The organism is Acidaminococcales bacterium (assembly GCA_031290885.1).
GTDB lineage: Bacteria > Bacillota > Negativicutes > Acidaminococcales > JAISLQ01 > JAISLQ01.
The window spans coordinates 1-20,684 of sequence record JAISLQ010000036.1 but is presented as its reverse complement, the minus strand read 5'-3'; the positions used below and the strand labels follow the sequence as shown (position 1 = coordinate 20,684).

The 20,684-nt window shown below is 55.0% G+C and carries 38 protein-coding genes and 1 pseudogene; 29 read left to right on the top strand and 10 right to left on the bottom strand.

Features of this window, described 5'->3' with window-relative positions; genetic code table 11:
* Nucleotides 1–64: 64 nt before the first annotated feature.
* Nucleotides 65–490 (bottom strand): helix-turn-helix domain-containing protein, encoded by a 426-nt coding sequence (locus LBO03_04480; GenBank protein MDR3348848.1) that lies wholly within the window; start codon nucleotides 488–490, stop codon nucleotides 65–67.
* 79 nt (nucleotides 491–569) lie between these two features.
* On the opposite strand from LBO03_04480, the gene LBO03_04475 reads away from it, so the two are divergent.
* Nucleotides 570–776 (top strand): helix-turn-helix domain-containing protein, encoded by a 207-nt coding sequence (locus LBO03_04475; GenBank protein ID MDR3348847.1) that lies wholly within the window; start codon nucleotides 570–572, stop codon nucleotides 774–776.
* Here the strand turns inward: LBO03_04475 and LBO03_04470 are convergent.
* Both LBO03_04470 and LBO03_04465 read right to left on the bottom strand, forming a co-directional pair.
* Complete coding sequence (locus LBO03_04470) at nucleotides 773–1,153, bottom strand: type II toxin-antitoxin system PemK/MazF family toxin (GenBank protein ID MDR3348846.1); 381 nt, start codon at nucleotides 1,151–1,153, stop codon at nucleotides 773–775. The genes LBO03_04475 and LBO03_04470 overlap by 4 nt on opposite strands.
* 216 nt (nucleotides 1,154–1,369) lie before the next feature.
* Nucleotides 1,370–1,588: a helix-turn-helix domain-containing protein gene (locus tag LBO03_04465; GenBank protein ID MDR3348845.1), complete on the bottom strand. Its 219-nt coding sequence runs from the start codon at nucleotides 1,586–1,588 to the stop codon at nucleotides 1,370–1,372.
* Nucleotides 1,589–1,689: 101 nt separating this feature from the next.
* On the opposite strand from LBO03_04465, the pseudogene LBO03_04460 reads away from it, so the two are divergent.
* Nucleotides 1,690–1,875, top strand: a pseudogene (locus LBO03_04460) (helix-turn-helix domain-containing protein).
* Between the two features lie 18 nt (nucleotides 1,876–1,893).
* On the opposite strand, the gene LBO03_04455 reads toward LBO03_04460, so the two are convergent.
* The gene (locus LBO03_04455; GenBank protein MDR3348844.1) at nucleotides 1,894–2,112 is read right to left on the bottom strand and encodes a helix-turn-helix domain-containing protein; all 219 of its coding nucleotides are present in this window, start codon (nucleotides 2,110–2,112) and stop codon (nucleotides 1,894–1,896) included.
* Between the two features lie 112 nt (nucleotides 2,113–2,224).
* On the opposite strand from LBO03_04455, the gene LBO03_04450 reads away from it, so the two are divergent.
* A complete protein-coding gene (locus LBO03_04450) occupies nucleotides 2,225–2,443 on the top strand; it encodes a helix-turn-helix domain-containing protein (protein MDR3348843.1) in 219 nt (72 codons plus the stop codon).
* Between the two features lie 85 nt (nucleotides 2,444–2,528).
* Here LBO03_04450 and LBO03_04445 read toward each other — a convergent pair whose 3' ends face one another.
* Both LBO03_04445 and LBO03_04440 read right to left on the bottom strand, forming a co-directional pair.
* A complete protein-coding gene (locus LBO03_04445; protein ID MDR3348842.1) occupies nucleotides 2,529–2,912 on the bottom strand; it encodes a hypothetical protein in 384 nt (127 codons plus the stop codon).
* Nucleotides 2,913–2,917: 5 nt separating this feature from the next.
* Entirely contained in the window at nucleotides 2,918–3,136 is a 219-nt protein-coding gene (locus tag LBO03_04440) for a helix-turn-helix domain-containing protein (GenBank protein MDR3348841.1), read from the bottom strand.
* A gap of 109 nt (nucleotides 3,137–3,245) precedes the next feature.
* Between LBO03_04440 and LBO03_04435 the strand changes: the two genes are divergently transcribed.
* Both LBO03_04435 and LBO03_04430 read left to right on the top strand, forming a co-directional pair.
* Nucleotides 3,246–3,470 carry a helix-turn-helix domain-containing protein gene (locus LBO03_04435; protein ID MDR3348840.1) on the top strand — a complete coding sequence of 75 codons (225 nt, stop codon included), beginning with the start codon at nucleotides 3,246–3,248 and terminating at the stop codon, nucleotides 3,468–3,470.
* The gene (locus LBO03_04430; GenBank protein MDR3348839.1) at nucleotides 3,454–3,690 is read left to right on the top strand and encodes a hypothetical protein; all 237 of its coding nucleotides are present in this window, start codon (nucleotides 3,454–3,456) and stop codon (nucleotides 3,688–3,690) included. Before LBO03_04435 ends, LBO03_04430 begins: the two co-directional genes overlap by 17 nt.
* Here LBO03_04430 and LBO03_04425 read toward each other — a convergent pair.
* The 4 genes from LBO03_04425 to LBO03_04410 form a co-directional block, all read right to left on the bottom strand.
* Nucleotides 3,677–4,141, bottom strand: coding sequence for a hypothetical protein (locus LBO03_04425; protein ID MDR3348838.1), 465 nt, complete (start codon nucleotides 4,139–4,141; stop codon nucleotides 3,677–3,679). The genes LBO03_04430 and LBO03_04425 overlap by 14 nt on opposite strands.
* 171 nt (nucleotides 4,142–4,312) lie before the next feature.
* Nucleotides 4,313–4,663 (bottom strand): hypothetical protein, encoded by a 351-nt coding sequence (locus LBO03_04420; protein MDR3348837.1) that lies wholly within the window; start codon nucleotides 4,661–4,663, stop codon nucleotides 4,313–4,315.
* A 170-nt stretch (nucleotides 4,664–4,833) separates the two neighbouring features.
* Nucleotides 4,834–5,001 (bottom strand): hypothetical protein, encoded by a 168-nt coding sequence (locus LBO03_04415; GenBank protein ID MDR3348836.1) that lies wholly within the window; start codon nucleotides 4,999–5,001, stop codon nucleotides 4,834–4,836.
* 172 nt (nucleotides 5,002–5,173) lie between these two features.
* Nucleotides 5,174–5,491, bottom strand: a complete 318-nt coding sequence (locus tag LBO03_04410; protein MDR3348835.1) for a helix-turn-helix domain-containing protein — start codon at nucleotides 5,489–5,491, stop codon at nucleotides 5,174–5,176.
* A gap of 122 nt (nucleotides 5,492–5,613) precedes the next feature.
* On the opposite strand from LBO03_04410, the gene LBO03_04405 reads away from it, so the two are divergent.
* The 24 genes from LBO03_04405 (at nucleotide 5,614) to LBO03_04290 (ending at nucleotide 20,666) form a co-directional block, all read left to right on the top strand.
* On the top strand, nucleotides 5,614–5,823 hold the full coding sequence (locus tag LBO03_04405) for a helix-turn-helix domain-containing protein (GenBank protein MDR3348834.1): 210 nt from the start codon (nucleotides 5,614–5,616) through the stop codon (nucleotides 5,821–5,823).
* A gap of 13 nt (nucleotides 5,824–5,836) precedes the next feature.
* A complete protein-coding gene (locus tag LBO03_04400) occupies nucleotides 5,837–6,169 on the top strand; it encodes a hypothetical protein (GenBank protein ID MDR3348833.1) in 333 nt (110 codons plus the stop codon).
* Nucleotides 6,115–6,582, top strand: coding sequence for a helix-turn-helix domain-containing protein (locus LBO03_04395; protein ID MDR3348832.1), 468 nt, complete (start codon nucleotides 6,115–6,117; stop codon nucleotides 6,580–6,582). Before LBO03_04400 ends, LBO03_04395 begins: the two co-directional genes overlap by 55 nt.
* Before the next feature lie 17 nt (nucleotides 6,583–6,599).
* Complete coding sequence (locus LBO03_04390) at nucleotides 6,600–7,142, top strand: hypothetical protein (protein ID MDR3348831.1); 543 nt, start codon at nucleotides 6,600–6,602, stop codon at nucleotides 7,140–7,142.
* Complete coding sequence (locus LBO03_04385; GenBank protein ID MDR3348830.1) at nucleotides 7,139–7,498, top strand: hypothetical protein; 360 nt, start codon at nucleotides 7,139–7,141, stop codon at nucleotides 7,496–7,498. Before LBO03_04390 ends, LBO03_04385 begins: the two co-directional genes overlap by 4 nt.
* Nucleotides 7,499–7,545: 47 nt before the next feature.
* Nucleotides 7,546–7,914, top strand: a complete 369-nt coding sequence (locus tag LBO03_04380) for a hypothetical protein (GenBank protein MDR3348829.1) — start codon at nucleotides 7,546–7,548, stop codon at nucleotides 7,912–7,914.
* Nucleotides 7,905–8,120 carry a hypothetical protein gene (locus LBO03_04375; GenBank protein ID MDR3348828.1) on the top strand — a complete coding sequence of 72 codons (216 nt, stop codon included), beginning with the start codon at nucleotides 7,905–7,907 and terminating at the stop codon, nucleotides 8,118–8,120. Before LBO03_04380 ends, LBO03_04375 begins: the two co-directional genes overlap by 10 nt.
* A complete protein-coding gene (locus LBO03_04370; GenBank protein ID MDR3348827.1) occupies nucleotides 8,117–9,061 on the top strand; it encodes a YqaJ viral recombinase family protein in 945 nt (314 codons plus the stop codon). The genes LBO03_04375 and LBO03_04370 overlap by 4 nt, the downstream gene beginning before the upstream one ends.
* A 1-nt stretch (nucleotide 9,062) precedes the next feature.
* Nucleotides 9,063–9,947, top strand: a complete 885-nt coding sequence (locus tag LBO03_04365) for a recombinase RecT (protein MDR3348826.1) — start codon at nucleotides 9,063–9,065, stop codon at nucleotides 9,945–9,947.
* Between the two features lie 44 nt (nucleotides 9,948–9,991).
* Entirely contained in the window at nucleotides 9,992–10,474 is a 483-nt protein-coding gene (locus LBO03_04360) for a hypothetical protein (protein ID MDR3348825.1), read from the top strand.
* A gap of 3 nt (nucleotides 10,475–10,477) precedes the next feature.
* Nucleotides 10,478–10,711 (top strand): hypothetical protein, encoded by a 234-nt coding sequence (locus tag LBO03_04355; protein ID MDR3348824.1) that lies wholly within the window; start codon nucleotides 10,478–10,480, stop codon nucleotides 10,709–10,711.
* On the top strand, nucleotides 10,705–11,169 hold the full coding sequence (locus LBO03_04350) for a hypothetical protein (protein ID MDR3348823.1): 465 nt from the start codon (nucleotides 10,705–10,707) through the stop codon (nucleotides 11,167–11,169). The genes LBO03_04355 and LBO03_04350 overlap by 7 nt, the downstream gene beginning before the upstream one ends.
* A 151-nt stretch (nucleotides 11,170–11,320) precedes the next feature.
* On the top strand, nucleotides 11,321–11,491 hold the full coding sequence (locus LBO03_04345; GenBank protein ID MDR3348822.1) for a hypothetical protein: 171 nt from the start codon (nucleotides 11,321–11,323) through the stop codon (nucleotides 11,489–11,491).
* A gap of 125 nt (nucleotides 11,492–11,616) precedes the next feature.
* Nucleotides 11,617–12,534, top strand: a complete 918-nt coding sequence (locus LBO03_04340; GenBank protein MDR3348821.1) for a DUF4373 domain-containing protein — start codon at nucleotides 11,617–11,619, stop codon at nucleotides 12,532–12,534.
* Nucleotides 12,515–12,979: a hypothetical protein gene (locus LBO03_04335; GenBank protein MDR3348820.1), complete on the top strand. Its 465-nt coding sequence runs from the start codon at nucleotides 12,515–12,517 to the stop codon at nucleotides 12,977–12,979. Before LBO03_04340 ends, LBO03_04335 begins: the two co-directional genes overlap by 20 nt.
* Nucleotides 12,976–13,404, top strand: a complete 429-nt coding sequence (locus tag LBO03_04330; protein ID MDR3348819.1) for a RusA family crossover junction endodeoxyribonuclease — start codon at nucleotides 12,976–12,978, stop codon at nucleotides 13,402–13,404. The genes LBO03_04335 and LBO03_04330 overlap by 4 nt, the downstream gene beginning before the upstream one ends.
* Nucleotides 13,405–13,414: 10 nt before the next feature.
* Nucleotides 13,415–14,209, top strand: coding sequence for a phosphoadenosine phosphosulfate reductase family protein (locus tag LBO03_04325; protein MDR3348818.1), 795 nt, complete (start codon nucleotides 13,415–13,417; stop codon nucleotides 14,207–14,209).
* Nucleotides 14,210–14,338: 129 nt separating this feature from the next.
* Nucleotides 14,339–15,082, top strand: coding sequence for a class I SAM-dependent methyltransferase (locus LBO03_04320; GenBank protein ID MDR3348817.1), 744 nt, complete (start codon nucleotides 14,339–14,341; stop codon nucleotides 15,080–15,082).
* Complete coding sequence (locus LBO03_04315; protein ID MDR3348816.1) at nucleotides 15,079–15,291, top strand: hypothetical protein; 213 nt, start codon at nucleotides 15,079–15,081, stop codon at nucleotides 15,289–15,291. The genes LBO03_04320 and LBO03_04315 overlap by 4 nt, the downstream gene beginning before the upstream one ends.
* A complete protein-coding gene (locus tag LBO03_04310) occupies nucleotides 15,266–16,105 on the top strand; it encodes a tyrosine-type recombinase/integrase (GenBank protein MDR3348815.1) in 840 nt (279 codons plus the stop codon). Before LBO03_04315 ends, LBO03_04310 begins: the two co-directional genes overlap by 26 nt.
* Before the next feature lie 64 nt (nucleotides 16,106–16,169).
* Nucleotides 16,170–16,583 (top strand): DUF1492 domain-containing protein, encoded by a 414-nt coding sequence (locus tag LBO03_04305; GenBank protein ID MDR3348814.1) that lies wholly within the window; start codon nucleotides 16,170–16,172, stop codon nucleotides 16,581–16,583.
* Nucleotides 16,584–16,951: 368 nt separating this feature from the next.
* Entirely contained in the window at nucleotides 16,952–17,353 is a 402-nt protein-coding gene (locus tag LBO03_04300; GenBank protein MDR3348813.1) for a DNA-packaging protein, read from the top strand.
* The gene (gene terL / locus LBO03_04295) at nucleotides 17,341–18,714 is read left to right on the top strand and encodes a phage terminase large subunit (GenBank protein MDR3348812.1); all 1,374 of its coding nucleotides are present in this window, start codon (nucleotides 17,341–17,343) and stop codon (nucleotides 18,712–18,714) included. The genes LBO03_04300 and terL overlap by 13 nt, the downstream gene beginning before the upstream one ends.
* 26 nt (nucleotides 18,715–18,740) lie before the next feature.
* The gene (locus LBO03_04290; GenBank protein ID MDR3348811.1) at nucleotides 18,741–20,666 is read left to right on the top strand and encodes a DUF1073 domain-containing protein; all 1,926 of its coding nucleotides are present in this window, start codon (nucleotides 18,741–18,743) and stop codon (nucleotides 20,664–20,666) included.
* The last annotated feature ends 18 nt before the right edge of the window (nucleotides 20,667–20,684 follow it).

Here is a 20,684-nt window from a genome sequence, read left to right as displayed (position 1 = left end):
CCACGCCCTTTGCCATATTGCTTAATTCAATCCATCAAGCGGAAACTCGCAAATGGTCGCGACATTACCCTGTCTTTTTCGCGTCCTTGCCGGGCGGAGTTGCGGCGAAATTTTTTTCGGCTGCGTCCATAGCCTCTTGCAACCTTCCGATGGCGCGGTGTTTTGAGTCATTGCTTAGCTTTGCAAACAAGTGCAACATTTCCGCTGCGGCGTCGCCGTAGCGTTTTTTTATTTCCCGCTCCAAATCGCAAGCCGGCGTGAAAGGCTCGTCGGAACGGCCGACGAGGTAATCAAGGGACACATTGAAATAGTTCGCAAGAGCGATAAGCACTTCAAAGCTCGGTTTTCTTTTCATGCTTTCGAGATTCGCAAAAGTCCCTTTTGAGGAACCGAAGTCAATCCCCAATTGCTCCAAAGTCAATTGGTTTTTTATTCTTAGCGTCTTTAACCTCTCGGCAAACAAATTGCAATCAAAAATAAATTTTTTCATAAAACCCCTTGACGGTTGTCTTAATGAAAACTAAAATTATAATATAAGTTGTCGTTAAGAAAATAAAGGATTGTGACAGATGAAAGAGTTAGCAAGGGAACGAAAAAGAAAAATATGGACGCAAGAGTTCGTTGCCAGAAAAATCGGCATAACGAAAGCTGCTTATTCCAACATCGAAACGGGCAAGCGCAAGCCTTCCTACGAAATTTTGTGCAAGCTGGAAGCCCTGTTCGGCAAGCCGCACTCGGAGCTGCTGCGGGCGGGGGCAGCGGCCCTTGACAGCTAATTGCCTTCGTCCTGCAGCCCCATGCACAAACCTATGTATAGCTTGGCGTCGACTTCGTCAAGTTTTTCTTTGGAAAGTTGCCCCGCACACCAGACATCGTTTGCCTTGAAAAGCGATTTCAGTATGGTATACGGTTGGGCGCATATAACATAGGAATCTTTTGACAGCTTGGTAGTTCCCGCTTCTATTGTCACATTTGTTTCAAAGTCCTTGCTTTCTTCGTCGGACGTTATGAGCAGAACGGTAACCGCGTCGTACTCGTTGAAAATGGCTCCCTCTTGAAGCACCGCAACGAATTTTTTCTTGCCTTTGGGATAGTTTACGTCGAAGGTATATGGAAAGTTGACGTAATAGATCTCGCCGCGCTTGAACGCCATGTATCGTCGTCCCTTTCTGGTTCAATGGTTGCCAGTTGCGCTGGCCACATGGATTTTGCGTTTTCATTGACTGTTTCGATGTCTTTGGGGCTTGGGAAGTGGCGCAAGTTGGCATCGGCGCGCACGGCCGCAGCTTGCCGGGCTATTTTTGATAATTTGTTTCCCATGCGGGCAACCCCCTTTCAAGATAACATTGCAATATTTCCTGCCCCAACGCTACCTTCTTTCCGGCTCGTCCTTCAGCCCCAAAAGGTAGTCGGCGGAAACGCCGAAGTAGCGGCACATGGCAACGATGGCGCCGCTATCGGGCTTGCGTTCCCCGGATTCGTAATATTGGTAGGTGCGCAAAGCAAGCCCAAGGCCGTTCGCAATGTTTTTCTGCAACAAGCCGCGTTCTTTTTTCAATTGCAATAGCCTTTCGGAAAGATTTGCCATTTCACACCAGGAAATTTAAAATAATCATTGACATGCACAAAGCGGCATGTTAACATATACCCAAACACGCACAAAGCGGCATGTAAAGGCGGGGCAAGCAAATGCAGGGAAGTTTAAAAGATTTACGGGCAAAGGCCGGATTGCGCCGACAAGATGTTTCGTCCAAGGTTGGGATTGCGTTGCGGAGTTATTGCTACTATGAAAGCGGCGCGCGCGTCCCCCCGGCCAACGTAGCAATCCGCCTGGCGGAAGTTTTCGGCGCGACGGTCGAGGAGCTTTTCGGCGAGGCGGGGGGGCGAGGGGGTTCACCTCATTTCCGGGTCGTCGCTCCGGCCGACGAGGTAGTCGAGCGACACGCCGAAGTAGTCCGCCAGGGCGATGAGCTTAGATGTTGGCATGTCAACCTTGCCAGCTTCACAAAGCCGATAATGGCGTTCTGTAACTTTTAAGATTTCTGCCATCTCTCTTTGTAGTGATTTCTTTTCACTTCTTAAAAGCCTCAATCGCTCGGAAAACACCGACATTTCACACCCAAAAAAATTTTTATAATTTTCATTGACAGGATATATAATATCCGGTATTATAAAATATAACAGGATATATAATATCCGATTGCGCAAGGGGGATTAAAGAAGTATGAAACCAATGCGCAGGGAAAACCTGATAAGCGCTCGTAAATCTGCCGGATATACCCAAAAGAATATGGCTACATTGATGCGCATAACAGAAAGACACTATCGCACTTTAGAAGCCGGAAGCTCAAATGGCAGCATAGACGTATGGCGCAAGCTGGCAAAGCTGTTCGGCGTTTCGGTCGAGGAGCTTTTCGGCGAGGCGCGGGCGGGGGATGGGTGAGAAATGACTGGCGAAGATAAGGAGCGGAACAAAAAGTTAATCCAAGAATATAAAAAGTGCGATATCCTCAACTGCATTGCAATTGTCATTTCATTAATTGTTTTGCTTCACGAAATAGCAAAATAATTTCTTGTTCATAAGATTTAGCCAAGGCAATAAGCGAAATTACAATTGTCATCCAACTTCTGAAATTGTTCCATTTGGCATATTTTATCGGGGCAAGGCGTTCTTTGTAGTCGGCTATGGCGTCTATCCCTCTATTGGAAATGGCGAACAGGTCGCTTTCTTGCTCAATTAAGCAGCCGCTTTTATAAGAAGGCTCCGAAAGGAACTTAATGAGGCCGTTTCCGATGAGGCATTGTATAATACGGGCGCTATTGTCGCCGAACATTTCCCCTATCTGCAAGCGCGACAGTTGTTTCTTTGCCTGTATCTTTTTCAGGAATTTAATTTTTTCGACTTCTGTCATTGCGTTCACCTCATTTCCGGGTCGTCGCTCCGGCCGACGAGGTAGTCGAGTGACACGCCGAAGTAGTCCGCGAGAAACATCAATACTTCGTAATGTGGGGTAGATGCGCCTATTTCATAATTTTGATACGCGCGCTCGGTTATCTTCATTGTGGCAGCAAAGGATTTTTGTGTAAGCTTTTTTTCCGCCCGTAACTGTTTCAATCTTTCGCCGAAAGTTGCCACAACGACACCTCTAAAAAATTTTCCAAAAACTATTTACACGTAAATTATTTTCGTGTATAATGCAAATAATATGAAAACTATTTTCGTGTACGCCAAGGGGAGATAGTCAATGAAAAGGGAAAATTTAGTCAATGCCCGCAGTAAAGCAGAATATACGCAAAAAGGAATAGCGGAGATTGTGGGCATAACGGAACGGCAATATCAAGGCTTAGAGTCGGGCACGTCCAGAGGCAGCATAAAAGTATGGGAAAAGCTCAAAACGCTGCTCGGCGCGCCAAGTATTGACTGGCTGCTGCAACAGTCGGGGGGCGTAAAAAATGGGCGAACCACATAAGATAATACGCAAGCTAAACAGCAGGACGTTCGTGATCGACGCAGGGAAGGATAAAAAACTTGTGCCTGGGGAGTTGCTTGAAGTCCTTGATTTCCCCGAACTTGATTTTGACCCGGTTGCGAAAAATTTTTTGGGAACCGTGCGCCAGTTCGTGCGATTGGCAAAAGTCATTGACGTGGCCGAAAAGATGGCTGTCTGCGAAGCAATTAATCGCCCATAGCTATTTTCCCGAGTTGATGTTTCTTTTTAGCGTCTTCTATTGGGTTAACAATTTTTCTCACATTGTCGCCAACTCGTATAGTCTTGTCAGAAAATTCTATAGGCGTGGCTTGGGAAGGGTCAATTTTTAAAGGCCGATGCGAAAATTCCGGCGATAGAAGCCCCAGAATTACCGCCAAAGGTTCTTTTAATGTTTCCAATGCTTCTGTAGCATCTATTTTCCTTTTGCAATAAGTATCTCGGTTCTTGCACATGGCAAGGCGTTCCTGTACTTCTACAGCTACTACTTCCGCCTTTACGTTATCCCATTGGATGGAGCTAAGACCATCAGGGCTTTTTACAGATGTGCCGGGGGCATAGACCTGAAAAACGTCTCCTTTTTCAATGCCTTGCGTAAAGCCGGCATTTATTATGATTGAAAACTCGTCAAGTATTTGTGCCACTTTGAACATTAAACGCACCTCAATAAAATTCTGTACGGAGAAACTCAATGGAAAGCATTTTGAAAATTTCCGCTAATTTTCTGCTTCTGTTTTTTGCAGTTAAACTTTCAAACAGAGAAGAAAAAATGTCGGATTTAAAATATACGGTAAATCTTATGGTGTGTTATTTTTTCGCGACTATTATTCTTGTGTTTCTGATTGGATTTTTGCTTCTCGTTGCTTGTTTCCTTGATCTGCCAAATATTCCGCAAGTCTTTGACTTACAAAAACCTTGAAAAAAGCCGTGTGTTGCTTTTCGGCATCAAGTTCATCAACAACTCGGTCATAAGAATTGCGCGTAGTTTCGAGCTTTTCAGTCAAGTTCGTAATTTTATCCAAATAATATTTATTAAGTTCAGCTAATTTTGAGTGCTTGTATCCATAAATATATGCAAAAAACACGAGTACCGCTAATGATAATGCCGCAATCCCGTAGTTGTTCAGAAATAGAAGAGCCAATTTTATTATTTCGAGCACTGCGACGGTTTCCATTGCAAAGTCCTCATTCAGTTGCTAATCGTTTTCGCCAAATTGAGCAAGGCGGGCTTCTTGCCGGGGGCAAGCGCCCTGTGAGCGCCCGGCGCTTCCTCTCGTGGCCCGCCTTTAAGGCCAAGCAGGCAGCCGGAGAACACTCCAGGCGCAGTCAAATCGCGGCGAGCATTTCAAAATTTTATGTCCCCATGCCGCTTCTCAAATTCGGCGATGAAATCCAGAAGAATATGCTCAATCTGCATGGCAATTGACCGATGTTCATGCTGGGCTATGTAACTGATTTTTTTAAAAGTGTCGTCCTGCACTCTTAAAGTGAATTGTCTTTTGTCAGTTGCCATTAATTAAAACTCCGCCGATAAAAGTAACAAAATTATAAGGAACTTGTTTCGGTAAGAATTCCCGCCGATACAAACAAACAGCTAACGGAGCATGTGCGAAAATTGGGAGTTACAAAGAATGGCCTTATCTTAATGCTAATTGCGAACGAGTTGCGAAAGCCGGCATGAAACGCTATCCCTTCATGGCCGCGACGGCGGCAATGGCGACAGGCTTCTTGTCGGGGGCAAGGGACTTGTAAGCGTCCAGCAGCTTCCTTTCGTCGGGGGAAAGCTCCGGCAATCCATCGGCGGAAGAAAAGCTAAGCAAAAAATCTACCAAGGAAGAGTTCAAGCCCTTTAAAATCCGTTCCAGCGTATCAATCGTTGGCTGGCTCTTGCCGGCTTCCAGCTTGTAAATGTAGGTGGGCGAAAGTTCCGTTATCTCCGCAAGTTTGTATTTGGAAATATGCTGTTTTTCCCGAAGTTCTTTGAGTTTTGAAGCGATTTCCATAACAACGCCTTTGCCCCGCAACTATAGTTTAATTTTACAATATATTTTTTTAATAGTACATGGACTATAGTTGACAATTTATTGACTATAGTTTATAATAAAACTAAAAGAGGTGATGAACCGTGAGACAAGGGACTTTGCGAAGGCTTGAAGCCCTTCGCGAAAGCAGATGCATGACAAAATCCCGGTTGGCCGAGGTGTCCGGGCTTTCGGCCACTTACATCGCCCTTTTGGAAAACGGGGTAAAATCCCCGACCTTGGCCACGTTAGAGAAGCTCGCCGCCGCGCTCCACGTGTCGGTGTCGGAGCTTCTGGACGAGAAGGCCGTATGAAAGGAGGCCCACCATGTTTGTGAACGCCCGACAGTTCGCCGAGGACACCGGCTACCCGTTGCGCATGGTCAAAAGGATGCTGGCGGAAGGCGAAATCCCCAACGAGCGCAGCGGCCGGCGGTACTGCTTTTCAAAGGAGGATGCGTTGGCGGCCATTCGCAATAAGCACTTGGAATCGGCCCGCCTGCAGGAAGAAAAGGGGCGCCGGAACGCCGCGCCCAAAGGGGGCAGCGCGAAAGAACGCGTGGCGCGGCTCTTGGGCAAAGCATATCAAGAAAGGAGGGAAAGGACATGCAGAAACGGCGCGAAAACATTTACCGAAGCTGCAGGGAGCGTGCAGGTCTGACGCGGGTCGCGGCGGCCGCGAGGCTGTCGGTGAGCGAAAGGCTCTTGGCTTACTACGAAACGGGGCAAACGCCGCCCGACGGCATGGCGCTGGCAATGGCGCGGCTGTACCGCGCGCCGGGGCTGAAAGTGCGGCATTTGGCGGAAAGCAACCTTGTTTTCCGGGACGTTTTCAAAGCCCCGAAAATGCCGGAAAGCGAGGACGCGGCCATCATAGGCGTTTGCCGGGAAGCGAGCGACCTGCCGGCCGCGCTGGCGGGGCTCATGGACGGGGCTTGCGGGCGCGCGGCGAAGTCCGCCGCCGGCCACGTGAAGGAACTGCTGGACGTGGCGGGGGCGATCGTCGGGTTCCTGGGCGCGCAAAAAGCGAACGCCGCCTGTAGCGAGCAGGCGGCGGCCAAAGAAAACATTTGAGCTAAGGAGAGTATAGCATGGAACGGGAAAAACTGCAAGGGGCATTGGAAAGGCAAAAGGGGGCAAGCGCAATGAACGATAACATAAAGCCCCCGCGCCGGGCGGCGCGCGCCGACGGCGAGGTGGGCGCCTTCCTGTCCGGGGTGACCGACGAGACCGGCCTGCCGCGGAGCCGGCCAAAAACGGAGGGCGCCGAGCCGCCCGGCCCTGGCGCGCGCTGGGAAGCCTACGGCAAGGAGGGCGGCAAGGCGCTCGCCAAGCACGCCGCCGGCCGCCGGCTTTGCCGCATATTCCCCGCGAAGGGCTGCGCCGTTTTCTTCAACTTGCCGCTCGTGAACGGCCGCCGCTACTACGTCGAAATCAGGGGCGACCTGTCGGCCTGCCGCATAGTGGAAGCACATGGCAGCGAGGGGAGGGCGTTCGGCCCGCAGAGGCGGATCAGGTCGGCCGCCTTTTCGTCCCTGCCGCGCGACCTTGAGTTCGAGTTCCCCGCCGGGTCGCTGGAAGGGACAAGGGATCCCGCGCAAAGCGGCGCGCCCGGAAAGGGCGGCGGCAGATGAAAGCGGCAAACGGCGAAGTCCGCAGCGCCCCGCGCCTCAATTGGCGCACGAGGGTCGCGCCCAAAGCCCTGCGGCAGGACGGGCGCGCAATCATCCTGCTGCTGATTGCACTCATGATCGCCCTCGCGGCCTGGCACGGCAAGGCGCGGGAAGTGGAGGCGATGGAGGCGGCGCTTGCCAAGGCGAACGCCCTGTTGGAGAGGACGAACGCGGAATATGACCGGCTTTACGAAGACAGCCGGGAAATGGCGCAGTTCATCGAGCTTGCGCCCTGGCTGAAGCTGGAATGGGAGCTGAAGCACGACCCGGATCAGGTGCGCGGGGTGGATGGCAAGCACCCTCGCGAAAGGCTATGAAGGCGGCGGCAGGCGCGGGTCGCCCGTGTTCCCGACGAGGCGATCCAATGAAAGACTTTACTGTTGAGGAATTAGCTGCAATTGAGCGCAAAGAATATTTCAGGGCATGGCGAGCGGCCAACAAGGAAAAGACAGCGCAACACCGCCGCAACTATTGGGAAAAACGGGCATTGGCAAAAATCGAAGCCGCGAACGAAAAAAAAGGAGCGCAAAACGATGGCACAACAAACAAGTTTTCAAAAAGGAGGCGGGACAGCATGGACGCGGCCGAAAAGTTCATCGCCCATTTGTGCGACGCGGACTTGAACAACTCGCCGGGGCGCAAGTGGGCTCGGGAAGTAGTCGACATTGGAGACATGCTTGCGCTTTACGGGCTTTTGCTTGAAGAAAGGGGAGGGGCGGCGGAATGGACGTAGCCAACGGCAATTTGGCGCTGGCCTTGGGGCTGGCGGGGCGCTGCGAAGTTTGCGAAAAGGAAATATACGAAGGCGACCGGATATTGCGGGACAGCCGTTTCCACGCGGCGACGTCGTACCTGTGCATGGATTGCTTCAACAAGCTGTCAAAGGAAGACTTGGCCGACTTTTTGGGCGGCAAGTTCGAGGAGGCGTTTGAAAGATGAGCATGGGCGCGCTACGCCTGGCAAAAACGGGCGCCATTTCGCGCCCCGCCTGGCTGGAATCGAGGCGGCGCGGGATCGGCGGCTCGGACGCGGCGGCCATCGTCGGGCTCAACCCGTACGTTTCGCCTTTTCAAGTGTATTGCGACAAGATGGGGCTGCTGCCGGAAAAGGAAGACACGGAAGCCATGCGGCAGGGGCGGGACTTCGAGGGCTACGTTGCCCGGCGCTTCATGGAGAGCACGGGCAAAAAAGTGCGCCGGGAAAACTACGTGCTGGCGCACCCGGAGCGCGATTTTTTGATCGCCAACGTGGACAGGCTGGTAGTCGGCGAGCGGGCGGGCCTTGAATGCAAGACCACCAGCGTCTACAACAGGACGGACTTCGAGGGCGGGGACGTGCCGCCGCAGTATTACGCGCAATGCCTGCACTACATGCTCGTCACCGGCTTCCCCAAGTGGTACTTGGCAGTCCTGGTGCTAAACAAGGGCTTCCATGTCCTTGAAATGGACTGGCACGAAGCGGACGCCGCCGCCCTTTTAAATGCGGAGGCGGCCTTTTGGGAAAACCACGTGCTCAAAGGCGTCCCGCCGGAGCCGGACGGCACGCCGCGCGCGGGCGAAGCCCTAAGCAAGCTCTACCCCAATTCAAGCCCCGGCGCGGCCGTCAACCTTTGCGCGAAGGAAAAGGAGATAAGGCGGCTGCTGGACGTAAAGGCGGACATCAAAGGGCTTGAGGCGGAAAAGGCGCGGCTGGAGAACGTTTTGAAGGCCGAATTGAAAGAGGGCGAGACGGGCGTGGCGCAAGGGTACGTGGTGGAGTGGAAAAACGCCTCCCGCAAGGGCGTCGACGAAAAGCGCCTGAAGGACGGGCGGCCCGACGTGTACCGGGAATTTTTGAAAGAAACGAGCTACAGGAAATTTACTGTCAAGGAGATGGGCTGAAATGGCAAGCAAGGTGAACCAGCAAGGGACAATCGAACGGGCGGCGGCCGCCGGGCAGGGCGAGGCAAAGAAGCAGACCTTGAAGGACTTGGTGGAAAGGATGCTGCCGCAGATAGCGAAGGCGCTGCCCAAAGTCATAACGCCGGAACGGTTCGCGCGGATAGCGCTCACGGCCCTGTCGTCCACGCCGCAGCTCATGGAGTGCGAGCCGAAAAGTTTCCTGGGGGCGCTCATGCAGGCGGCGCAGCTCGGGTTGGAGCCCAACACTCCATTGGGGCAGGCGTACCTTATCCCTTTCAGGAACGGCGCGAAAAAGATTGTCGAGTGCCAATTCCAAGTGGGATACAAAGGGCTGCTGGCTCTGGCGTACCGGGGCGGGGAAATGCAGTCGGTGCAGGCGCATTGCGTGTACGAGAACGACGTTTTTGAATACGAGCTTGGGCTTGAGCCGATCCTCAGGCACGTGCCGGCGGAGGCGGACAGGGGAAAGCCCCGTTGCTATTATGCGGTTTTCCGCCTGAAAAACGGCGGGTACGGTTTCGAGGTGATGAGCGTCGAAGACGTAAAAAACCACAGCGAAAGGTTCAGCTTCCCGGTCAAGATGGGCAAAAAGACGCCGTGGGCGGACCCGGACCTTTTTGACGAGATGGCGAAGAAAACGGTCATAAAAAAGGCGTTGAAATACGCGCCGCTCAACACGGAGTTCATGGCGGCGGCCGCATCCGACGAAAAGGTCGTGCGGGTCGCAAGCGAGGACGACTTGAATTTGTTGGCCGGCGAGCCCGAAGCGGAACCGCCGGCGGTGGACATGGAAACCGGCGAGATGTTGGACGGGGAGGAAAACGCGGCGGACGGGAAAGGGGACGCGCCGCTGTTTGGGCAGTAAGCCCGGCAAGCCGGCTTTCGTGGCGTGAAAGAAAGGGGAAAAACATGATAACCATAAGCAAAGTTAAGCACAACAAAGAGGGCGTTTACATAGAGTACGCCGACTTCATTCCAAGACTTCCAAGAAAGGGCGAGTCAGCCGCTTTGGCTTGGTTGACGCTGAAGTGCCCCGAGCCTCCGGCGCCGCCCTTTTTGGCCGCGCTGCAAGCGTTGGCGGAGGATACGGCGGAGATCTGCGAACTGCCGGGCGATTACGCGGCGCGAATCAAAGTGTCCGGGCTGACAATAAAGCGCGGGGAAGGCGGCACAAAAGTTGTCATCACGGCGCAAATGGAGCTTTACAATTCGGACGCGCCGCTCAACCTCAACACGCCGCTTACGGAAGCCCCAATCGGCAGCGCGCTTGAAACGAAAATGAACGCAGTCTGCCACGAGGCGGAGCTTTACATACAGGGCGAGCGGCTGCAAGCAAGCCTTTTCCCGCCGGAAGCGGACGAGGACGAAGAAGCGGCGGGGGCTTTGCACTAAGCGATGGCGACGAAAAAAGAGCCGCACGACATACGCCTTGCCGCAACCTGCCCCCGGTACGCGCCGCCGGAAGGCAGGGCGCCGCTCAAAAAGACCTGCCTTTCCTGCGCCTGGTGGAAAGCCGGGCATTGCAAGCTGGGCGGTTTCGCGCCGGAAGAAGCCCGGCGGAACTTGGAGCCGCGGATGGGGACAAGGGGGGCGCAACCAAAAGAAAAGAAGGGGCGATGGACATGCTAAAAGCGACAAGGCAGAGGCCGAGGATATTGGAAGAATTTGCCGGCGACATCCTTGAGGAAACCCCGGCGAAGCCCTCGCCGGAAGCGGCAAGAAAGCTGTACGTGCCGTGGGACAGCTACGGCAAGGAATATAACGAATGCAGGAACGTAAGCGGCCGGCCGATGGTGAGGATATGGCCAAGGCTTGGCAAAGCGTCGATAAACAACGTGAACCTTGACCCCGGCAAAAGGTACTTTATACAGATAAAGCGCGACCTGTCGGCCTGCCGCATAGTGGAAGGCAGCGGGGGCGAAGGCCGGAAGCCGCGCCCGGCGCGGGGAAAAGGGAAACCGTGGGCCATGAACATAAGCGGCCTTAAAAAGCTGCCGTGCAACCTGGCCTACAGCATGGACCCGGCGACGCTGGAGGGGACAAGGACAGAGGAAGGGCTCAGAGGGGGAAAGGGGCAAACGCCATGACAAAATTTTTCATTTCCCAACCCATGAGGGGCAAGGCCATGGGGCAAATAAAGGCGGAGCGGGCGGCGCTTGTCGCCGAAATAGAAGCCAAGGGCGGACTGTCCTTGACAGCGCGTTCCCCGCGTCCCCTGATTTTGCCGGCGAAGGGCGCATGTCCGTGCTTTGCCTTGCCAAGTCCATTGAGCTTCTGGCGCAGGCTGAGGTCGCGATATTCATGCCCGGCTGGGAAGGGGCCCGCGGCTGCCGGATCGAGCGCGCCGTCTGCCGGGACTACGGCATTGCGATTGAGCATTGGCCACCAAATGAAACGGGCGCGGACTGAAACGGGACCGCCCGCGCAAGCGGGGAAGCCGAGACGGAGCGCGCGGCGCAAAAGATTTCATTGCTTGGGAAGCATGCAAAGGGCAGGGCAGGGCAGGGCAACAAAGCTGATTGTGGAGGCGCGAGATGGCAAGGCCGCTCAAAGAAGGCATGGACTATTTCAAACATGACACGGACGCCGCGGGCGACGAGAAAATCGACGCGCTAAGGGCCAATTTCGGCAACGACGGCTACGCTTTTTATTTCATACTTTTGGAACGGATTTACAAAACCGACAACGCGGAACTGGATCTGTCCATCCCGGAAATAGAAAATTCCATAGTGAAAAAAGTCGGAATTTCAAAAAATAAATTCAAAAAAATCTTGGATTTTGCCATAATCTTGCGGCTTTTTGATCGGATTTCGTGGGAATCCAAAAAAATATTGACTTCGGCCGGAATAAAAAAACGGCAAAAAGTCCTTTTGGAAAAAAGGGAAAACTGGCGCAGCGGCAAGGGAAAAGACGATTTGGGCGACGGGGTTTTCCGTGCGGAAAACCCCGGAGAAAACCCGCCCCAAAACGCGACAGAAACGCCGATAAGTAAAGTAAAGATAAGTAAAGATAAGTTAAGTTTAAAAGACGTGGTGGTGGATGCGCGCGCGCGCGCGAGTGAACCCGAACCCCCCGGGGAGGTTGACGCATTTCCCGAAAAGCCGTTTGACTTTGCCGCCTACTTCGCCCAAAGATACCCCATCCCCAACATGTACTGGCGGGACAGCTTGGTTGACTTGGGCGGGGACTACCCGCCGGCTTGGCTGGAAAAGGCCACGGGGGAGTTTTTGCGGGCCGGGGCGACCAGCATAAAATACTTGGAATCCACGCTTTTGAAATGGCGCAAAGCGGGGGGCGAAGCGCCTTGGGACGCCCGCGCCCCCGTCGGGGGCGGCAGAAGGGCGCCGCCCAAGCAGGAGCTGGAACTCGAGCGCGACCGGCAACGGAAAATTAGGGCGGGCATTTTGCCGCCGGACGAGGATGTGGTTGTCGATGTTGGACTTGATGGCTAAGCATGTGGCAAGGGCGTTCGTTGGGTTTAGGGCGATGGGGTTTGCCCCGCCGACGAAGACGCCGAAAGACGACGCCTGGCTGGAACATGAGTGGGCGAAGATGTTTCGGGCTACCGCGCCCCACGTTTTTGACGAGGCGGCGAGGCGCGCGGCGAAAGCCCTCAAGTTTTGGCCAAAGCCGGCGGAGATGGTGGAGTTTGTCGAAATCGTCGAACAGGAGAACGAGTCGAGGCGCCCGCGCCTGCCGGCGCCGGAAACAAAACGCGCCCCCCTTGCGGACTTGGCAAGAAATTGCGGCCCGGAGGCGAAAAACACCGATTTTTACCGGGATTTTTTGCTGCCAACGCTGCAACCGCCGGCCAATGGGAACGTCGCGGAACTATCAAAAAGCGTCGCCGGGCGCATGGGCGAGCCGCAAGCCGCCGAAAGGGGGGCAGGGGCATGATAGTGCGCTTCACGGTGCCGGGCGAGCCGGTGGCGCAGGGCAGGCCGCGCTTCGCGCGGGCTGGCAAGGCGGCCGTTGCCTACGACCCGCAAAAGTCGCGGGACTTCAAGTTCCTTGTCCGGCTGGTGGCGGCCGCCCACAAGCCCCCGGAGCTTTTTGCCGGGCCGGTGTCCCTTTGCGTGCTTGTTTACAGGCAAGTCCCCAAAAGCTGGGGCAAGAAAAAAACCGCCCTTGCGCTTGCCGGCAAAATCCGGCCGACGACAAAGCCCGACCTCGACAACTACGCAAAGGGCGTAAAGGACGCCCTGAACGGCATCGTCTGGCGCGACGACAGCCAAGTTACAGACGAGTTTTGCCAAAAGCGGTACGCAGCCGCCCCCCGCGTGGACGTGGAAGTTGTGGATTTGGATTCCGAACCGGAATGAGGAGGCGAAAATGCTGCAAGAACATACGCTTTGGGGACTTGAAGACAAAGAGGCAACGGCAATCAAGCGGCTGCAGGCGTTTTGCCCGGAAGAAGGGTACTACGTGGCTTTCTCCGGCGGCAAGGACAGCATAGTCGTCAAGGATTTGGTGCGGCGAAGCGGCGTCAAGCACGACATCCACTTCAGCGTCACGACGGTAGACCCGCCGGAGCTTATGCGGTACGTGCGTCAGTTCCACCCGGACGTGGAGCGCCATGCGCCGCAAACCAGCATGAGGGCGTTGATTATAAAAGCACTCGTGCCGCCGCTTAAACAAGCGCGCTACTGCTGCGGGGAGCTGAAAGAGACAGGCGGGGCGGGCAGGGTAACGGTTACGGGCATTCGCTGGCAGGAAAGCGCGAGGCGAAACAAGCGGCAAATGGTTGAAACGTGCATGAAGGACAGCACAAAATCCTTTGTCCACCCCATCATCGACTGGTCGGACAGGGAAGTTTGGGAGTATATCCGAAAGCACGCCTTGCCTTACTGCAAGCTGTACGACGAAGGTTTCAAGCGCATAGGCTGCATCATGTGTCCCATGGCCGGCCCGAAAGGCGCAAAGCGCGACGCCGAGCGCTGGCCGCAGTACGCCGAGATGTACCGGCAGGCTTGCATTGCCGCATGGGAAAGGCGCGTGGCGCTGGGCAAGGAGAATGCCAAAAAAGGCAAAAAGTCCAATTTTTTCAGCGGCGAGGAGATGTATGAGTGGTGGACGAGCAAAGCGCGGAAGGCAAAGGGCGAGCCAATGCCTACGCTTTTTGAGTGAAAAATTTGGAGGCGAAACCATGAAAGGGCAGATTGAAAAGCTCACGTGACATATTTTATAGCACCTGCTGCAACGCGGGAAGTTTTCAGGCATTTTGCGAAAAAACAAAGGATTGAGGGAATAAGAAAAATGAATTTGACGCCGGAAGTCGCCGATATTCTTGTTAACTCTAAAATTGATGGCAACGCGCTGTTTTTGCCGGAAGGACAGCTTGAAAGAAAGCTGTATCTTTCCGTAAACAAAGCCCTCGAGTTGCTCGGGGGGAAGTGGAACCGAAGCAAAAAGGGGCATGTGTTCGCCGACGATCCGGCGGAGCGGATAGACACCGCGCTTTTGACTGGGAAAATTGAAGACACTAAAAAAATATTTCAGTTCTTTCCTACCCCGCCAGAAATAGCCGCCATTGTTTGCCGCAAAGCGGACATAAACCCGGATTGCGACGTACTGGAACCCTCTGCCGGCGAGGGGGGACTATTGAGCGAGATAAAAAAATATAAGCCCCGTAGCGTTACGGCGGTCGAGCTTGACATCAGCAAGAATATTTTCCTGCGCGATTGCGACTACTCATACGCCGGCATGGATTTTTTACAATGGCTGGCGCCGCGATTGTATGACCGTGTGGTCATGAACCCGCCTTTTATGAAAAAACAGGACATAAAACATATTCTGCGCGCGTGGGAGTTGCTAAAGCCTGGGGGGATACTCTGCGCGGTATGCAGCCCGTCCCCTTTTTTCTGCCAGGATTCCCTGTCGGCGTCCTTCCGGGACTGGGTTGAAACAAACGCTGTGGAAACGCTTGATTTTCCTGCCGGTGCGTTCAAAGCATCCGGCACGAGCATAAGGACGCGTTTTGTCAAGGCGGTGAGACGATGAAAAAGACCGAGAGCCAAAAGCGGCGCGAAGCGGAGCTGTCCGCCAAAATGAACGCAATCCAATCGCCGCTCGAATTGATTGACTTTATCCAGGGCGAGCAAGCCCGGATTGTCGGCGACATGAACGCGAGCTTGGACAAAATAAAAAAAATATTACGCGAGCCGTGGGAAGGGGAGCCGCAAAATGCAATATCCAAACAAGATAAATGACTTCCGGGCGCATTTGAAAACGCTCGGGCGCCAAGGGTCGTCCATTGAAAGCTACTGCCAAGCGGTAAAGTTGTTTTACTCGCGCTACGACCTGTTGACGGAGGAGACGGCTTACGCCTACAAGGAAGGCCTCGTTGACACGCTGAAGCCCCGAAGCATAAACCTGCGCGTCGTGGGGCTCAACCGCTACATGAAATTCATGGGGGAAAAAGATTTCAAGCTGTCCGGGGTTAGGGAACAGCAAAAGCCGTTCCTTGAAAACGTGATCAGCTTTGCCGACTACGAATTTTTAAAGAAAAAGCTGCGCGAGGACGGAGACCTCCGCAGCCTGTTGCTTATCTCGCTTTTGGGCGCGACCGGGGCGAGGGTCAGCGAAATCGTCAAGTTTAAGGCGGAGCATATACGGGCCGGGCATGTCGATTTTTACGGCAAGGGGAAGAAGTACCGCAGGGTTTACATACCGCGAAGCACACAGGAAACCGCGCTCCCCATACTTGCCGCCATGGGGGTGGAGAGCGGGCATGTTTTCCGCAACAGTCGCATAAAACGGGGCAAAGGCTACGGCAAACCGATGAGCACTAGGGGGATTGCTGGCATAATCAAGACCATCGGGCAAAAATACGGCATTGACAAAGAAGTCATGCACCCCCATTCCTTTAGGCACCTGTTTGCCAAGCAGTTTCTTTTGCGGCACAACGACATTGTTTTCCTCGCGGATTTAATGGGGCATGAGGAACTTGAAACTACCCGCATATACCTGCGAAAAACGGCCACGGAACAAAGGGCGATAGTGGACGAAATCATTGACTGGTAGCCGGCCAAAAAGGCCGGGGCAAGCCAGATTTGGCGGAGGGGATTCCTGAAAGGGGAAAGGCGATTTGAAAACCAAGGAGTTTTTGAGGCAGTATTATTGGCTGGACAGGTCCATACGGGCGGAAGTTGAGCGCCGCGACGCTTGGCGGCGCTTGGCCGAAGGCTCGCCGAACGTCTTGCGCAAGGACTTCGGCGCGTCCTCCCAAGGCGACCGGGTGAGCCACTTTGTCGCGAAGGCCGCCGACCTTTCGGAGATTATAGACCGGCGCGTCGCCAAGCTCTTGCGGCTCAAAAAAGAAGTTGTGCTTGCCATTGACACGGTGGAAGACCCCAAGCTCAACGAGATTTTGAAAAGGCGTTATATAGACCTTTGGGCTTGGGGCGACATAGCCGAGGAAATGGGGTATAGCCGTCGGTATGTATGGGAATTGCACGGCGAGGCTTTGCGCCAAGTGAAAATCCCTGCCGCGGCCACATAACTGTGATATAATGAAATCAAGGCGTTGCGATAACGGTGGACGGTTGCTACTCCCCTCGAAAGGGGGTGTTGCCTATGGATACAATCTTGGCGATAGTTCTTGTGATTGTTGCTACGGGATATATCCTTGCAATAAAAAAGTAACACCGCCCAAGCCCCAAACTTAGCGGTGTTACTTTTACACTTCTTTTTTATTAAGGGCAGCCGTTCATCGGCAACGCCCCTTCTGCTTTTATTATAATCTTTAACCCCGTTTTTTGCAACAACAAACTTCCGCATTTAGTTCACATTTTTCTGTGATACAATATAAAATGCGAGAGATATACCAACCGCCTGGCTTTCGGGCGGTTTTTTATTGGGGTAGTAACAATGGCGGCGAAAAAGTGCGCATATTGGCTGACGGCGGAGGGGCTTGCCCTGCTCCGGGGCTGGGCAAGGGACGGCCTGGCCGACAAGGACATTGCCGGGAACATGGGCATATCGCGCAGCACTTTAAGCGAGTGGAAAAAACATTGTTCGGACATTTCGGACGCCCTAAAACAGGGCAAGGACGTCGCCGACCGGCAGATAGAAAACGCGCTTTATCAAAAGGCCGCAGGCGGCGACACAGCGGCCATGATATTCTGGCTGAAAAACCGAAAGCCCGACAAATGGCGCGACAGGGCGCAGCACGAAATCACCGGCAAGGACGGCGGCCCGGTGTCGCTCGAAACCGAAACCACGCACATCTACCTGCCGCAAAAGGGGAGCTTCGACGAATGCCCGCGATAAGCCCGCAAAAAGGCCCGCAAGAACAATTTTTGGCGTCGGGCGCCGACATCGCCATCTACGGCGGGGCGGCCGGCGGCGGCAAGACCTACGCGCTTTTGATGGAGCCTTTTTACCACGCCGGAAACAAAGGCTTCGGCGCGGTCATTTTTCGCCGCACGGCCAACCAGATAACTGCCGAGGGCGGGCTTTGGGACACCGCCCAGGAACTTTACATGGGCAAGGCCGAGCCCCGCATTACCCCCGTCCACTCCTTCACCTTCCCTTCCGGCGCGAGGGTGTCCTTCTCCAGCCTCCAATACGACAAGGACGCCTACAGCTGGCAGGGGGCGCAGATACCTTTGCTGTGTTTTGATGAATTGACGCACTTCACCAAAAAGCAATTTTTTTACCTTATGGGGCGCAACCGCTCCACCTGCGGGGTAAAGCCCTACATAAGGGCGACCTGCAACCCGGACGCCGACAGTTGGGTGGCCGGCTTCATTTCCTGGTGGTGGGACCCCGCCACCGGCTACGCCATGCCCGAGCGCAGCGGGGCCATGCGGTACTTTTGCCGCGCAAGCGACGAAATCGTTTGGGCGGGCAGCCGGGCGGAACTCATGCAAAAATACGGGCTGAAAGAGTACGAGATAAAGTCCGCCACCTTCATCGCCTCGTCCGTATACGACAACAAAGCGCTTATGGACGCCAACCCCGAATATCTGTCCAACTTGAAAGCCTTGGGGCAGGTAGAGCGCGAACGCCTGCTGCTCGGCAACTGGAAGATAAAGCCGTCCGCCGGCCTGTACTTCAAGCGCTCGCAAGCCGAGGTCGTGCCGGACGTCCCCAAATCGCAGGTCAGGTCATGGGTGCGCCGCTGGGACTTGGCGGCCACCGAGCCGAGCGAAGGCAACCCCAGCCCGGACGCCACCGCTTCCGTGCTGATGGGGCAGCTTGCCGACCGAAGAACAATAATTGCCGACGTGCAAAGGGCAACCGCCAGCGCGTCCGAAGTCAGGAACCTTATCAAGAGCGCGGCGGCCAGCGACAAGGCGGCCTACGGGCGCGTCAAGACAATAATCCCGCAAGACCCCGGGCAGGCCGGCAAAGACCAGGCGCAAAGCATTGTCAAAATGCTGGCCGGGTATCCGGCCGCGTCCGTCCGCGAAAGCGGCGACAAAGTGACCCGCGCCGAGCCTTTTGCCGCCCAATGGCAGGCGGGCAACGTGCTGGTAGTCGCCGCGCCCTGGAACGGCCTGTTTTTTGCCGAACTCGAAGCGTTCCCCGAAGGGGCGCACGACGACCAAGTGGACGCGGCGGCCGGGGCGTTTGCCGCCCTTTCCCGCCGGCCGGCCATGAACATCAGCCAAAACGCATTGAGGTGATTTTTTTGCGCAGGAAGCCGCTTTCCATGTCCCCCGCATATGGCAGCCCATGCACAAGCGCGGAGTTTTATAAAAAACCGGCCACGTTGGGGCGGCCGGACAAGAAAATCGCCCTCGCGCAAGACGAAGCCCTTGCCCCGGCGCTGGAAATGCTGCGCCGGGACTTCCCCTTGGGCGCGCCGGGCGCGTTCCCTTGTTTTTTGGGCTACGGGCGGCTGCTTGCCCTCGCGCAGGACGGGCTCATCCGCGCCGGCGTGGAAATGCTCGCCGAAGACTGCGTAAGCAAATGGATAGAGCTGTCCGCGCAAGGGGAAACGGACGAAGACGGAAACGGCCTGCCGGACATGGAAGAAGACTTGCGGCGCTACCACGTAAAAGACCTTCTGCGCCGCGCCGTAGCGTCCTGCGGCTACTTCGGCGGCTGCCTCGTCTTCGTCGACACGGGAAACGAACAAAAAGACCTCATAAACCCACTTGTTTTGGACGAAAAGACCTTCCCGCGAAATTCGCTGAAAAACCTTGCCCTCGTCGACCCCTACAACATAAGCCCAGGGGAATACAATTCCGCCAACCCCTGCGCATCCGACTACTACAGCCCCTCGTCCTGGTACGTCCAAGGCGTCCCCATACACGAAAGCCGCTTCCTGTACTTTGCCATGAACGAGCTGCCGTCCCTTTTAAAGCCCGCCTACAACTTTTTCGGCATGCCGCTTGCCCAAACCGTGCTGGACGCGGCCGAGCACTTCGCCGAATGCCGGGAAGCCGAGGCGCGGCTCTTGACCAAGTTCAGCCTTACCGTGCTGAAAACGAACCTTGACGAAATACTTTCCGGCGGCGCGGGCGAAATGCTCAACCGGCGCATACGGCACATGGTGCAAAACCGCACGAACGACGGCGTGGAAACCATCGACAACGAATCCGAAGACGTCGTGAACATAGCCACCCCCCTGTCGGGCGTTACCGACATAGTGCGCCAGTCGATGGAAATGGTCGCCGCCTACTTCAAGGAACCAGTAACCAAGATGTGGGGCATATCGCCGGCGGGCTTCAACGCCACCGGGGAAAACGACATGCGCAACCACCATGAGCACATACTCGCGACGCAGGAAAAACTTCTCCGGCGGCCGCTGGAAAAAATACTGAAAATCCTGTGCCTGAACCGCAGCGGCAAACTGGACGATGCACTCACCTTCCACTTCGTCCCGCTCAACGAAGAAGCCAAGTCCTCAATCGCGGCCACGCAAAAGGCCAAGGCGGAAACCGACAACATGTACATAGAAATGGGCGTGCTGTCGCCGGAAGAAGTAAGGCAAAGCCTGATAGACGACCCGGAAAGCGGCTACGGCGGGATTGACCCCTACGACATGCCGGGCGTGCCGGAAGAGGCGCCGCCGGAAGAAGGCGAGGCCCTGCCGGGCGGCGAAGGGCAAAGCGCGGCCGGCCAGGGGTTTGCCCCGGCAAAAGAACAGGGCGGCAATCCAGACGCCGAAGGCGTCGCGCTTGACGCCGCCGGGGACGATACAAAGTGGATAACCGTCAACGGCGCGCACGTGCCCATAAAAAACGGCGAGCCGCAAGGCAAGACAGGAGAAAAAATAAAGGCGCAAAGCCAGGCGGCGCCCTTGCCCGGCGCGGGCAAAAATGCTATAATAAAAGCGCTGAAGACCCTGAAAGAAGTGCGCGGCGAAAACGGCGAGGCTTTTAAAATCGCCCCCGGCGCAACTGTAAGAGGCATAAAGACACTTTTTGGCAAAGGCGCCAAAAAGCCCATTCGCGACGAGCCGCGGCTTTTGAAAACCTACGGCGGCAAAAGCGGCGACTGGGAAAAAGGCCGGGCGACGACCTACGTTGTCGACGAAAACGGCCAAAAGAAAAAAGCGGAAATACATTACTACCGGGAACCGTCCATTGGGTGCGTGGAATTTAAATTTAAGAAGTGGATAGCAAAATGAAAGCGAAATACATAGCGG

Bases quoted from the DNA above. Each gene is read 5' to 3' on its own strand.
- LBO03_04480 (MDR3348848.1), bottom strand. From the start codon at position 490: ATGAAAAAATTTATTTTTGATTGCAATTTGTTTGCCGAGAGGTTAAAG.
- LBO03_04475 (MDR3348847.1), top strand. From the start codon at position 570: ATGAAAGAGTTAGCAAGGGAACGAAAAAGAAAAATATGGACGCAAGAG.
- LBO03_04470 (MDR3348846.1), bottom strand. From the start codon at position 1,153: ATGGCGTTCAAGCGCGGCGAGATCTATTACGTCAACTTTCCATATACC.
- LBO03_04465 (MDR3348845.1), bottom strand. From the start codon at position 1,588: ATGGCAAATCTTTCCGAAAGGCTATTGCAATTGAAAAAAGAACGCGGC.
- LBO03_04455 (MDR3348844.1), bottom strand. From the start codon at position 2,112: ATGTCGGTGTTTTCCGAGCGATTGAGGCTTTTAAGAAGTGAAAAGAAA.
- LBO03_04450 (MDR3348843.1), top strand. From the start codon at position 2,225: ATGAAACCAATGCGCAGGGAAAACCTGATAAGCGCTCGTAAATCTGCC.
- LBO03_04445 (MDR3348842.1), bottom strand. From the start codon at position 2,912: ATGACAGAAGTCGAAAAAATTAAATTCCTGAAAAAGATACAGGCAAAG.
- LBO03_04435 (MDR3348840.1), top strand. From the start codon at position 3,246: ATGAAAAGGGAAAATTTAGTCAATGCCCGCAGTAAAGCAGAATATACG.
- LBO03_04430 (MDR3348839.1), top strand. From the start codon at position 3,454: ATGGGCGAACCACATAAGATAATACGCAAGCTAAACAGCAGGACGTTC.
- LBO03_04425 (MDR3348838.1), bottom strand. From the start codon at position 4,141: ATGTTCAAAGTGGCACAAATACTTGACGAGTTTTCAATCATAATAAAT.
- LBO03_04420 (MDR3348837.1), bottom strand. From the start codon at position 4,663: ATGGAAACCGTCGCAGTGCTCGAAATAATAAAATTGGCTCTTCTATTT.
- LBO03_04415 (MDR3348836.1), bottom strand. From the start codon at position 5,001: ATGGCAACTGACAAAAGACAATTCACTTTAAGAGTGCAGGACGACACT.
- LBO03_04410 (MDR3348835.1), bottom strand. From the start codon at position 5,491: ATGGAAATCGCTTCAAAACTCAAAGAACTTCGGGAAAAACAGCATATT.
- LBO03_04400 (MDR3348833.1), top strand. From the start codon at position 5,837: ATGTTTGTGAACGCCCGACAGTTCGCCGAGGACACCGGCTACCCGTTG.
- LBO03_04395 (MDR3348832.1), top strand. From the start codon at position 6,115: ATGCAGAAACGGCGCGAAAACATTTACCGAAGCTGCAGGGAGCGTGCA.
- LBO03_04390 (MDR3348831.1), top strand. From the start codon at position 6,600: ATGGAACGGGAAAAACTGCAAGGGGCATTGGAAAGGCAAAAGGGGGCA.
- LBO03_04385 (MDR3348830.1), top strand. From the start codon at position 7,139: ATGAAAGCGGCAAACGGCGAAGTCCGCAGCGCCCCGCGCCTCAATTGG.
- LBO03_04380 (MDR3348829.1), top strand. From the start codon at position 7,546: ATGAAAGACTTTACTGTTGAGGAATTAGCTGCAATTGAGCGCAAAGAA.
- LBO03_04375 (MDR3348828.1), top strand. From the start codon at position 7,905: ATGGACGTAGCCAACGGCAATTTGGCGCTGGCCTTGGGGCTGGCGGGG.
- LBO03_04370 (MDR3348827.1), top strand. From the start codon at position 8,117: ATGAGCATGGGCGCGCTACGCCTGGCAAAAACGGGCGCCATTTCGCGC.
- LBO03_04365 (MDR3348826.1), top strand. From the start codon at position 9,063: ATGGCAAGCAAGGTGAACCAGCAAGGGACAATCGAACGGGCGGCGGCC.
- LBO03_04360 (MDR3348825.1), top strand. From the start codon at position 9,992: ATGATAACCATAAGCAAAGTTAAGCACAACAAAGAGGGCGTTTACATA.
- LBO03_04355 (MDR3348824.1), top strand. From the start codon at position 10,478: ATGGCGACGAAAAAAGAGCCGCACGACATACGCCTTGCCGCAACCTGC.
- LBO03_04350 (MDR3348823.1), top strand. From the start codon at position 10,705: ATGCTAAAAGCGACAAGGCAGAGGCCGAGGATATTGGAAGAATTTGCC.
- LBO03_04345 (MDR3348822.1), top strand. From the start codon at position 11,321: ATGTCCGTGCTTTGCCTTGCCAAGTCCATTGAGCTTCTGGCGCAGGCT.
- LBO03_04340 (MDR3348821.1), top strand. From the start codon at position 11,617: ATGGCAAGGCCGCTCAAAGAAGGCATGGACTATTTCAAACATGACACG.
- LBO03_04335 (MDR3348820.1), top strand. From the start codon at position 12,515: ATGTTGGACTTGATGGCTAAGCATGTGGCAAGGGCGTTCGTTGGGTTT.
- LBO03_04330 (MDR3348819.1), top strand. From the start codon at position 12,976: ATGATAGTGCGCTTCACGGTGCCGGGCGAGCCGGTGGCGCAGGGCAGG.
- LBO03_04325 (MDR3348818.1), top strand. From the start codon at position 13,415: ATGCTGCAAGAACATACGCTTTGGGGACTTGAAGACAAAGAGGCAACG.
- LBO03_04320 (MDR3348817.1), top strand. From the start codon at position 14,339: ATGAATTTGACGCCGGAAGTCGCCGATATTCTTGTTAACTCTAAAATT.
- LBO03_04315 (MDR3348816.1), top strand. From the start codon at position 15,079: ATGAAAAAGACCGAGAGCCAAAAGCGGCGCGAAGCGGAGCTGTCCGCC.
- LBO03_04310 (MDR3348815.1), top strand. From the start codon at position 15,266: ATGCAATATCCAAACAAGATAAATGACTTCCGGGCGCATTTGAAAACG.
- LBO03_04300 (MDR3348813.1), top strand. From the start codon at position 16,952: ATGGCGGCGAAAAAGTGCGCATATTGGCTGACGGCGGAGGGGCTTGCC.
- terL (MDR3348812.1), top strand. From the start codon at position 17,341: ATGCCCGCGATAAGCCCGCAAAAAGGCCCGCAAGAACAATTTTTGGCG.
- LBO03_04290 (MDR3348811.1), top strand. From the start codon at position 18,741: ATGTCCCCCGCATATGGCAGCCCATGCACAAGCGCGGAGTTTTATAAA.